At 60.6% G+C, this 9,623-nt stretch carries 10 protein-coding genes and 1 pseudogene; 5 read left to right on the forward strand and 6 right to left on the reverse strand.

Going from position 1 to position 9,623, the window contains the following annotated elements:
- Positions 1–236: 236 nt before the first annotated feature.
- From GA0061105_RS12060 to GA0061105_RS12070, 3 genes and pseudogenes are all read right to left on the reverse strand, one after another.
- A complete protein-coding gene (locus tag GA0061105_RS12060; RefSeq protein WP_003571841.1) occupies positions 237–401 on the reverse strand; it encodes a DUF1328 domain-containing protein in 165 nt (54 codons plus the stop codon).
- An 88-nt stretch (positions 402–489) separates the two neighbouring features.
- Positions 490–1,078 (reverse strand): annotated as a pseudogene (locus GA0061105_RS12065) (hypothetical protein).
- Positions 1,079–1,161: 83 nt separating this feature from the next.
- The gene (locus tag GA0061105_RS12070; protein ID WP_092750324.1) at positions 1,162–2,784 is read right to left on the reverse strand and encodes an ABC-F family ATP-binding cassette domain-containing protein; all 1,623 of its coding nucleotides are present in this window, start codon (positions 2,782–2,784) and stop codon (positions 1,162–1,164) included.
- Positions 2,785–2,926: 142 nt separating this feature from the next.
- Between GA0061105_RS12070 and GA0061105_RS12075 the strand changes: the two genes are divergently transcribed.
- Together GA0061105_RS12075 and GA0061105_RS12080 are read left to right on the forward strand one after the other, a co-directional pair.
- The gene (locus GA0061105_RS12075) at positions 2,927–3,256 is read left to right on the forward strand and encodes a DUF6665 family protein (protein WP_064696709.1); all 330 of its coding nucleotides are present in this window, start codon (positions 2,927–2,929) and stop codon (positions 3,254–3,256) included.
- A gap of 88 nt (positions 3,257–3,344) precedes the next feature.
- Positions 3,345–4,211: an aldose 1-epimerase family protein gene (locus tag GA0061105_RS12080; RefSeq protein WP_064696708.1), complete on the forward strand. Its 867-nt coding sequence runs from the start codon at positions 3,345–3,347 to the stop codon at positions 4,209–4,211.
- Between the two features lie 12 nt (positions 4,212–4,223).
- On the opposite strand, the gene uxuA is transcribed toward GA0061105_RS12080, so the two are convergent.
- Both uxuA and GA0061105_RS12090 read right to left on the reverse strand, forming a co-directional pair.
- A complete protein-coding gene (uxuA, locus tag GA0061105_RS12085) occupies positions 4,224–5,411 on the reverse strand; it encodes a mannonate dehydratase (protein WP_092750325.1) in 1,188 nt (395 codons plus the stop codon).
- Positions 5,412–5,455: 44 nt separating this feature from the next.
- Entirely contained in the window at positions 5,456–6,178 is a 723-nt protein-coding gene (locus GA0061105_RS12090; RefSeq protein ID WP_092750326.1) for a GntR family transcriptional regulator, read from the reverse strand.
- A 187-nt stretch (positions 6,179–6,365) separates the two neighbouring features.
- Between GA0061105_RS12090 and GA0061105_RS12095 the strand changes: the two genes are divergently transcribed.
- The 3 genes from GA0061105_RS12095 (at position 6,366) to GA0061105_RS12105 (ending at position 8,605) form a co-directional block, all read left to right on the forward strand.
- Positions 6,366–6,767, forward strand: a complete 402-nt coding sequence (locus GA0061105_RS12095; RefSeq protein ID WP_092750327.1) for a DUF2934 domain-containing protein — start codon at positions 6,366–6,368, stop codon at positions 6,765–6,767.
- A 35-nt stretch (positions 6,768–6,802) separates the two neighbouring features.
- Positions 6,803–7,054, forward strand: coding sequence for a hypothetical protein (locus GA0061105_RS12100; protein WP_092750328.1), 252 nt, complete (start codon positions 6,803–6,805; stop codon positions 7,052–7,054).
- 276 nt (positions 7,055–7,330) lie between these two features.
- The gene (locus tag GA0061105_RS12105; RefSeq protein ID WP_092750329.1) at positions 7,331–8,605 is read left to right on the forward strand and encodes an O-antigen ligase family protein; all 1,275 of its coding nucleotides are present in this window, start codon (positions 7,331–7,333) and stop codon (positions 8,603–8,605) included.
- An 11-nt stretch (positions 8,606–8,616) separates the two neighbouring features.
- Here the strand turns inward: GA0061105_RS12105 and GA0061105_RS12110 are convergent.
- Positions 8,617–9,623: UDP-N-acetylglucosamine 4,6-dehydratase family protein (locus GA0061105_RS12110; RefSeq protein WP_141130199.1), on the reverse strand; the 1,007-nt coding region annotated here is incomplete at its 5' end.

A 9,623-nucleotide genomic window follows, 5' to 3' on the forward strand; every position in this document is an offset into this window, starting at 1 on the left:
TCGCGTCGCGTGTCAAAGCGCGTGGGAAGGCGCAGGCGACAGGTCTACGGTTCAGCCCCTTTGGGACATTTCGAAGGCATATGCGATCGGCATGTGCCCTTTCACAATCTTGTTAGGAATGGTTGCACGAAAAACACATTCTCTCGGAGCGAGTTTTCCGCCGGCCATGTGCGGCCATCAAGACAAGGAAAACCCGGTGATAGTTTTCACCGGGTTTTATACTGTATTCATCTTCACTATACTCTGCGCATGAAGCGCATGACAAGCGAGACGACGAACAACACCAGGAAAATAAAGAACAGAACCTGGGCGATGGAAGCTGAAGCCCCTGCGATGCCGCCAAATCCGAGGACACCGGCAATCAAGGCCACAACGAGAAACACCAGAGCGTAGTAAAGCATCGCAATCTCCTTTTACGTTGCTGCGGAGATAACGGAGACCAACCCGGTTTGGTTCCCTGCTCTTCGACCGGCGCCACATCGGCCTCGTTCAGCCGAAATGAAAGACGCCGTTGTACATCCGGTCGCCTTCCGTCGGCTCGGGAGGTTCGGCCGCATCGAGATAGGCCTTGAGCGGCCCGGTCAGCACGAACCAGACACTTGCCCCCAGCATGAAGCAGGCGCCCACCGGATCGTCGATGCGGGCGATGAATGGGAGGCAGGCGGATGAGAACAGCACAATGATCCTGACCGACCATTCCGCTTCCCGTTTGGCAACGGCGCGCGCCCTCGACGACTTGTATTCCCGGGCGCCATAGGCGCTTCCCCCTGCCTTGACCGCCAAAAACAGTTTTTTGGCGGACGGCAGGGCCAGCATGAGCAGCGCGGCGATGCTGAGCGCGAAAGGGCTGCCTGCCATAACCTGCCCGCTCGCGATAAGGAGAAAGGACAGCACGACGAGGTTCCATGTCGGCTCCAGCAGCTCCGGCGACTGCCGGGTGCGGATATGCCAGTGTCGCAGCAAGCCTGCCGCGCCGTTCAATAACGGCTGATCGATATAACGATTGATCCAGTCCATGCTGATGCGCCCGCCCCGATTGTCTGAAGAAGGCCCGAACACCACGGAAATGGGTCATCATCGTGGCAGAGCGCCGGCAATATCGGCCGGCGCTATTCTTCGCTCACATAGATGGTCTTCACAAGCCGCCGCAAAAATAGCCGTTCAGCTGCGAAGCCCGGGCGCCTCGTGACCGGTACGCGCCACATATTCCGTATAGCCGCCGCCATATTGGTGGATGCCTTCCGGCGTCAGCTCCAGCACCCGGTTGGAGAGCGCCGCCAAGAAATGCCGGTCGTGCGAGACGAACAGCATGGTGCCCTCATATTGCGCCAGCGCCTTGATCAGCATCTCCTTGGTGTCGAGATCGAGATGGTTCGTCGGCTCGTCCAGCACCAGCAGGTTCGGCGGATCGAAGAGCATCATCGCCATGACCAGCCGAGCCTTTTCGCCGCCGGAGAGCACCCGGCACCGTTTCTCGACATCATCGCCGGAAAAGCCGAAACATCCGGCAAGCGCGCGCAAAGGCCCCTGCCCTGCCTGAGGAAACCGGTCTTCCAGCGATTGGAAGACGGTGCGTTCGCCATCGAGGATATCCATCGCGTGCTGAGCGAAATAGCCCATCTTGACGCTGGCGCCGAGAGCGACGCTGCCGTGGTCCGGCGTCGTCGTGCCCGTTACCAGCTTCAGCAGCGTCGATTTTCCGGCGCCGTTGATGCCCATGATGCACCAGCGCTCCCGCCGCCGCACCATGAAATCCAGCCCCTCATAGATGCTTCGGCTGCCGTATTTCTTATGGACGTTCTTCAGGCTGACCACGTCCTCGCCGGAGCGGGGTGCCGGCTGGAATTCGAAGGCGACCGAATGGCGGCGCTTGGGCGGCTCCACCCGGTCGATCTTCTCCAGCTTCTTCACGCGGCTCTGCACCTGCGAAGCATGCGAAGCGCGCGCCTTGAACCGCTCGATGAACTTGATTTCCTTGGCGAGCATCGCCTGCTGGCGCTCGAACTGGGCCTGCTGCTGTTTCTCGTTCTGCGCCCGCTGCTGCTCGTAGAATTCATAGTCGCCGGAATAGGAGGTCAGCGACCCGGCGTCGATCTCGAGGATCTTGTTAACGATGCGGTTCATGAACTCGCGGTCGTGCGAGGTCATCAGCAGCGCACCCTCATAGCCCTTCAGGAACTCCTCGAGCCAGATCAGGCTTTCGAGATCGAGATGGTTGCTCGGTTCGTCGAGCAGCATGACGTCGGGACGCATCAGCAGGATGCGGGCAAGCGCCACGCGCATCTTCCAGCCGCCCGACAGCGCACCGACGTCGCCGTCCATCATCTCCTGGCTGAAGCTCAGGCCCGCAAGCACTTCGCGGGCGCGCCCGTCGAGCGCATAGCCGTCCAGCTCCTCGTAACGCGCCTGCACCTCGCCGTAGCGCTCGATGATCTCCTCCATGTCGTCCACCCTCTCCGGATCGACCATGGCGGCCTCCAACTCCCGCAGCTCGGCGGCAACGATGCTGACCGGCCCGGCGCCGTTCATCACCTCGGCGACGGCGCTGTGGCCCGCCATTTCGCCGACATCCTGGTTGAAGTAGCCGATGGTCACGCCCTTCTCGCAGGAGACCTGGCCCTCGTCGGGCTGCTCCTCACCGTTGATCATCCGGAAGATCGTCGTCTTGCCGGCGCCGTTCGGGCCGACGAGGCCGATCTTCTCGCCTTTGTTGAGGGCTGCCGAAGCATCGATGAAGAGGATTCGGTGGCTAAGCTGCTTGCTGATATTTTCGATACGAATCATGATGTGCTGCGGGGCCTGAAAAAAAGTTACGGCGCCCTTACCACGCGGGGAAACGGTGGGATAGGTCCGTTTCCCTACCCTCTCGATCTCAAAGACCGGATTGGATAAGGTTGTCGCCTACGCTGATCAAGGATCCGTACCCATGAGCGTTCGCCTTCCGCAGTCTTTCAGGCAATCCCAGCAGGATAGAAACGGCTTCAACGTCCTCGAATACGAGTTGATGTTGGAACGCGCCGATTCGCTCGGACGGCACGGACTGAAGGTGGAGGCGGCCCTCGCCGCCCTGAAAGCATGGACCGGCGAGCGCCAAAGCGCGGAGGAACGCGAGAGACTTCTGAATGACGCATCCGATGCCGTCTGGGCATTCTTCATCCAACGGGAGATTTGCGGCTTGCGCAACAACCGCGACGCCATCCAGCGCTACGGCATCCCGAACGAAGTGATTGCCAGACTGGGCGCAATACGAAAATAACGCCTGAAGTGCATCTTCCACCTACAGATAAGAATCGCGGTGCAGGCAGCTATGCTTGAGCCGAACCAGTGTGAAAAAGGGAATTGCCATGCCAAGCACAATCCGGATCGGCAATCAGGATCTCACCGTCGACGTCTCCTCCCTCGGCGCCGAAATGCAGGCGCTGACCACCAACGACGGACGCTCCTGGTTATGGACGGGTGACGCAGCATTTTGGACGGGACGCTCGCCGATCCTGTTTCCGATCGTCGGCAAGGCGCCGGACGACAAGGTCGCGATCGACGGCACGGTCTACCCGATGGCGCAGCACGGTTTTGCCCGGCGCAGCGAATTTGCCCTCACAGCCTCCACGGCAACGATGTGCCGGCACGAGCTTGCCGCGTCGGCCGCCACACGGGCGGTCTATCCGTTCGACTTTTTGCTGGCCGTGGAACATGCGGTCGAGGGCCGCGCCTTGACCGTCACCGCCGAAGTCAGCAACCGCGATCAGAAGGCGATGCCGTTCGGGTTCGGCTTCCATCCGGCCTTCGCCTGGCCGCTGCCTGAGGCTTCCGGGCGGCCCCACACCGTCGCGCTCGACAATCAAGGAGAGCCGGGGCTCGTGCGGCTGGAGGGCGGCCTTATCAATCCGACCCCGCAGCCTTCACCCTTCGACAAAGGCCGGCTGGTGCTGGATCATGCCATGTTCGAGCAGGATGCGATGATCTTCCCGGAAGGCGCGGGCGAAGGGCTGCGCTACGGCGCTGAAGGCGGGCCGAGCCTGCGATTCCGTTTCGAGAACCTGCCCAATCTTGCTCTATGGACCAAGCCGGGCGCCCCCTTCCTTTGCGTCGAGCCATGGCATGGAACGGCCGCCGAAGCTGGAGCGTCGAGCGAGCTGTCGCGGCGACCGTATTCGAGCGTATTAGCGCCTGGCGCGGCCAGGCGCTTCGCCTTTACGGTCGAGATTTCCTGACGGTCCGCGCCCTCAGTTCGGCGGGGCGTCCAACGCATGCAGGATGCCGCGAAGCTCGGCGAGCCCGCGCATGCGGCCAATGGCTGGATAGCCGGGCGTGACTGTTTTGTCGAGATCGTCGAGCATGCGGTGACCATGGTCCGAGCGGAAGACGATGGTGTCGTCAGCGCTGCGGCGGCGGTCTTCGGCGACCAGTTCCCGGAGAACCGCGACCATGTCGACGTCGCCTTCCAGATGCGCGCTTTCATGGAACGTACGGCCATCGCCCTCTCGCGTCGTAGCGCGCAGATGGGCGAAATGGATACGCGAGGCGAAACGGCGGGCGATCGCAGGCAGGTCGTTATCGGCGCGAACGCCGAGGCTGCCGGTGCAATAACACATGCCGTTCGCCTCCGATGGCACCGCCTCGAAGAGGGCCGCGTAGTCCTCGGCGGTCGAAGCGATGCGCGGCAGGCCGAACAACGACCGCGGCGGATCGTCGGGATGCAGCGTCAGCTTGACGCCGCGCGCTTCGGCAGCCGGCGTCACCGCCTCCAGGAATTCGATCAGATGCCGGCGCAGCCTTGCGGCATCGATGCCGCTATAGGCGACAAGCTTTTCCCGGAAAGCTGGAATGGTCAGAGGTTCAGTGGTCGAGCCCGGCAGAGCCGATGTAATGATGCGGGTGATCTCGGCGACCTCCTCCTCAGACATCGCCTCGAAGACGATGCGCGCCCGTTCGCGATCTGCATCGGAATAGTCTCGTGCGGCATCCGGCCGTTCCAGAATGAAAAGATCGAAGGCCGCGAAACGCTCGTGATCGAAGCGCATGGCGGTCGCTCCCGTTGGCGTCACGAAATCGAGTTCGGTGCGGGTCCAGTCCACCACCGGCATGAAATTATAGCAGACGATCGGAATGCCGCAGGCGGCGACCGCTTCGAGACTGGCGATCCAAGCGTCGATTTCGGCCTTCGCCTCCCCGCCCCTGCGCTTGACGGCATCGGGGATCGGAATGCTTTCGACAACCGACCAGACGAGCGGCGAGCGGTCGGGCGGCGTCGTCTCGATCAGGGACTGGCGCTCGCGCACCTCCCTTTCCGTCCAGGCTCTGCCGATCGGCACCTGATGCAAAGACGAAACGATGTTGGTCGCGCCCGTTTGACGGACATCATCGAGCGTCACCGGCGCTTCCGGCCCGAACCATCTCCAACCCTGTCGCATGCTTCTTCCTTCCTTCGCCTTTTCGTTTCGTATTTCGCCTGCCGTCAGCAGAAATAATCGGGGTAACGCGAGCGCAATTCGTCGACATCGGGAATGACGGCGCTCAAGTGATGGATCATCGCGCCGCGCGCAGCCGCAGCATCATGGGCGGCGAGCGCATCGCGAATGACGATATGTTCGCGCACGACATTATCCATGCGCCCGAGCGCCGGCAGTGCCAGCCGCCGCGCCCGGTCGATCTGCACCTTGACCGTCTTCAGAATCGCCCAGATGCCGGGATAACCTGATATCTCAGCGATCGCCTCATGAAAGACCTCGTCCTCTTCATGAAATTTGGAGGCATTGCCGGCCGCGGCATGCCACCGCTGCCGGGCGATGATGGCGTCAAGATGGGCAATATCGGCAGCGGTGGCGGTTTGGGCCGCAGTTTCGACGGTCGTGCCTTCGAGGGCCTTGCGCACGACCACCGCCTCGGGGATCGCCGCGACAGGCACACGCGACACGACGGTGCCCGACTGCGGATAGATATCGACCAGCCCGCCTTCGGAGAGCCTGAGTAGCGCCTCGCGCACCGGCGTGCGGCTGACGCCGAAATCCTCGGCGATCCGCTTTTCCTGCAGCAACAGGCCAGGCGGCATCCTGAGCGAGACGATGTCGGCATAGAGACGCTCGTAAATGGCGCCGGCCGCGGTGACACGGCGCAACCGGCGGCCGATTTCTTGCGAAATCGGCACCGCGAGCGCTTCGGTGTCTGAGCCCTGCCGCATAGCAATACCGGGATGATCGTGTTGGCATACTAGTATATCAGCTGCGCCGCCTTGCCAAGCGATGCGGACGACTGGGCTGCATTTTGAGATTCCGCGTCTTTTACATAGTCCGTTGCGGTGCTGATCGAGGCTCCCTGTTGGAACTTAGATCAGCCGAATTGGTTGAGATCCGATCAAGGAGGCGCCGATGAAGAACTCGACACGACGCAAGAGAAGTGAAAGCACCGACGATACACGGCTGAAGGAATCATCCGCAGCCGGTGCGCGCAAAGGGAAGATGGTGCGGCAAGCCACATACGAAAACGATGGACAGCACAACGATCCTCCGGCTGCTGCCCGCGAGGAGGAGATCCGCAAAAGAGCCTACGCGCTGTGGGAACAGGAAGACAGGCCAGAGGGCAAGCATAGGGACCACTGGACCCGCGCCGAGCATGAACTCGACAGGCTATATGGCGAGGCCGACAGTCCTCCAAGGCTCGAGGCGTTGCGGGAGGCCTCGCGCGAACATCGCGACACCTTCCTCGTCAAGACAGATCTCGAAGACGCCGATCAACGCGAAGCCTCTCCCGGCACGCGCGAGCAGGATTGAAATGCAGCCTTGAGCCGATAAGGAAAGGTGCCGATATGGTTGATAAACGAGATTTGGACGCTGGGTTCACCGGCACACCCGTCGAGCAGCCGGAGGGACTGGCCAAGGTCGCCCAGTCGGCGGCCAGCGGCGTGAAACGTGAGGTCTATGCGGTCACCACAGGGGCCAGAAACCACCCGCACACCGCAAGCGCATTGTTGCTCACTATTGGTTTTGTAGCTTTCGGATTCGGCTATCTCCTAGGTCGGTCATCGGTGGAAAGCTCGACACGCCCGTATTGGCGATAACGGCAGACACCAACGAAATGTCGCGGCTGGCGTATCGCTGTTCCACAATCGGCTGGTTTCCAGGAGGTCGCACCTCAAACGTGTTTTCTGATCGGAGCAGCTTTCGCTGTTGCAGGGCGTTGCGCGCCATCATCGAGCAGGGCAATAAGCATCCCGGTTTGCTGTTGCCGGAATACGACAATGAGAAAAGCGCGGGTTCCGGCCGCATTCACGGCTTGACAGTGGTGACAACGGTCCTTAGCGAGGCTGGATCAGCGACACCTCAGGACCAGCAAAGTGAATTATTTCAGGCAACTCGTGATTGCGATGCTTCATCCCGGGAACGGGTCAGGAAGTGCGCTTGATCGAACCAACGGCATTGCGGTCTTTCTCTTCGCGATCCTGCCCGGGCTTTCGCCTAACTTTAACTCTTTTATCCTCCTCGGGTCGATGATATCGGGCCTCTATTGTCTGGCGAGAGCCCGCTTTCCTCTGAACCTGTCGAAGTCCGACCGAGTGGTTGCCATTTGCATGACAATCTACCCGGTGGTGATGATCGTCAGCATATTCGTCAATCCGCCTTTCTCCGAGGAACTGGATTGGATTTTCCGGCTCCTGCCGTTCTTTTCGATCTGGCTGATTTTGCCGCGTATGCGTCAATCTCCCGATGGCCGTCTTGTGCCGCTCTTTATCGTCGGCGCGGGCCTTGGCATGATCGTTACTTTTCTTTTCAGCCTGCTTCAGGTCCTGTTCCTGATGACCAGGGCGGAGGCGGGAACCTCGAACGCGGCACTGCTCGGCGTCATCGGCGTTCTCTTCGGCGGCGTCGCGCTTCTGAATATTCAATCCCCCAAAAGCATGGAGCAAAAAATCGCGATATTGGGGTATGCTGCGGGACTGGGCTGCGCACTGCTTTCCGGAACGCGCTCGGCTTGGCTGGTCATCCCCGTCCAGTTCGTCATCTTTCTTTGGTATTTTCCCAAACACCGCTTTCACGTAAGTCTGCGCAGCATAGCCATCACTGGCTCCGTGCTGTTGCTGGGGCTTCTCGCGCTGGGCAGCGACCAAGTTGTCTATCGCGTCCGTGAGCTCCAGGCCAATCTGTCGGCGCTCGAAAGCGCCCATGGCGACATCACCTCGCTGAGCGCACGGGTTGCTCTCTACAAAGGCGCCCTATCTGCAATCACCAAGGATCCGTTGACCGGCTATGGCCCGCAAAACCGGATGGCTGCGGTCTTGGCGGAGGTCCCTGAAGGCATAAGGCAGCAATTGCCCTATTCCCATGTCCATAACGGCTTCCTCACAGCCGGAATTGACGCCGGCCTTGTCGGCATCGTAGCGCTTTCGCTGCTGCTCCTGACGCCCCTGATCGGCGCTTGGAAAAAGGAACCCGGCCCTGGCCGGGACCTGGCCATAGCTCTCGCTCTTCTGCTCACCAGCAGCTACATTATTACGGGCAGCTTCGGCATCATGTTCAACCAAAAGGCACTGGATCCGATCTTCGCCTATATGATCGCCCTTATTTGCGCGGATCGGGGCAGCACGCGCTTTGCGCCCGTCGTCCGAAGCTGATTTCCTGCGCTTCAGGCCGCCGTGTTGGTTTCGGCACCGGTGAAGGCCAGATCCGAAACCTCACCGGTTGAGGAATAGCCGGAAACGAGTTCTGCCAAGGTCGCGCGCGCCGCGACCATGTCGTTTCGATCCAACGCCGCATTGAGCGAGTTGAGCTTCCTCGAAAGCTCCGGCCAGACCAGGAAATCCTCGCGCGCCTTCATGATCCTGGGATGTTCGGTTGTCTCAGGGTTATCCCCGATCAACAGTTCTTCATAAAGCTTCTCGCCGGGCCTCAGGCCGGTAACGGAAAGCTCGATGTCCCCTTCGGGATTGTCGCCGTCGCGGACGGTCAAGCCGGACAGTTCGACCATCTTTCGGGCGAGATCTGCGATGCGCACCGGCTCGCCCATATCCAGCAGGAAAACATCCCCACCCTCGGCCATGGCGCCCGCCTGAATGACAAGCTGCGAGGCCTCCGAGATGGTCATGAAGTAGCGGGTTATCTTCGGATGCGTCAGGGTGACTGGGCCGCCTTCCTTGATCTGCTGCCGGAACAGCGGCACGACCGATCCGGAGGAACCGAGGACATTTCCGAAGCGGACCATGGAGAAATTTGTCCGCGCTCTGTCAACGCCCGGTTCTGCAGCAAGAGCCTGCAGAACCAACTCCGCCAACCTCTTGCTGGCGCCCATCACATTGGTCGGACGCACGGCTTTGTCCGTGCTGATCAACACGAAATTCGATACGCCGCATTTGTTCGCCGCGCGTGCGGTGATCAATGTCCCCATGACATTGTTCTTGATGCCTTCCACGGCATTATGTTCGACGAGAGGCACATGCTTGTAGGCGGCGGCATGATAGAGCGTCTGAGGCCGCCAGCTCCGCATGATATGTTCCATGCGATCTTGGTCGCGGACGGAACAGAGGATCGGGACGATCTGCACGCTCTCATGCTTGTAAAGTTCGGCCAGCTTCAGCAACTCGGCGTGAATATTATAAAGCGAAAACTCGTTCTGATCCAAGAGGATAAGGCTCG

The sequence above is a fragment of the Rhizobium aethiopicum genome (assembly GCF_900094625.1).
Lineage (GTDB): Bacteria > Pseudomonadota > Alphaproteobacteria > Rhizobiales > Rhizobiaceae > Rhizobium > Rhizobium aethiopicum.

What these genes read in the sequence shown, in the direction of transcription:
- GA0061105_RS12090 (WP_092750326.1), bottom strand. Translation starts at nt 6,178, where the DNA reads ATGCGGCAGGGCTCAGACACCGAAGCGCTCGCGGTGCCGATTTCGCAA.
- GA0061105_RS12060 (WP_003571841.1), bottom strand. Translation starts at nt 401, where the DNA reads ATGCTTTACTACGCTCTGGTGTTTCTCGTTGTGGCCTTGATTGCCGGT.
- GA0061105_RS12070 (WP_092750324.1), bottom strand. Translation starts at nt 2,784, where the DNA reads ATGATTCGTATCGAAAATATCAGCAAGCAGCTTAGCCACCGAATCCTC.
- GA0061105_RS12075 (WP_064696709.1), top strand. Translation starts at nt 2,927, where the DNA reads ATGAGCGTTCGCCTTCCGCAGTCTTTCAGGCAATCCCAGCAGGATAGA.
- GA0061105_RS12095 (WP_092750327.1), top strand. Translation starts at nt 6,366, where the DNA reads ATGAAGAACTCGACACGACGCAAGAGAAGTGAAAGCACCGACGATACA.
- GA0061105_RS12100 (WP_092750328.1), top strand. Translation starts at nt 6,803, where the DNA reads ATGGTTGATAAACGAGATTTGGACGCTGGGTTCACCGGCACACCCGTC.
- uxuA (WP_092750325.1), bottom strand. Translation starts at nt 5,411, where the DNA reads ATGCGACAGGGTTGGAGATGGTTCGGGCCGGAAGCGCCGGTGACGCTC.
- GA0061105_RS12080 (WP_064696708.1), top strand. Translation starts at nt 3,345, where the DNA reads ATGCCAAGCACAATCCGGATCGGCAATCAGGATCTCACCGTCGACGTC.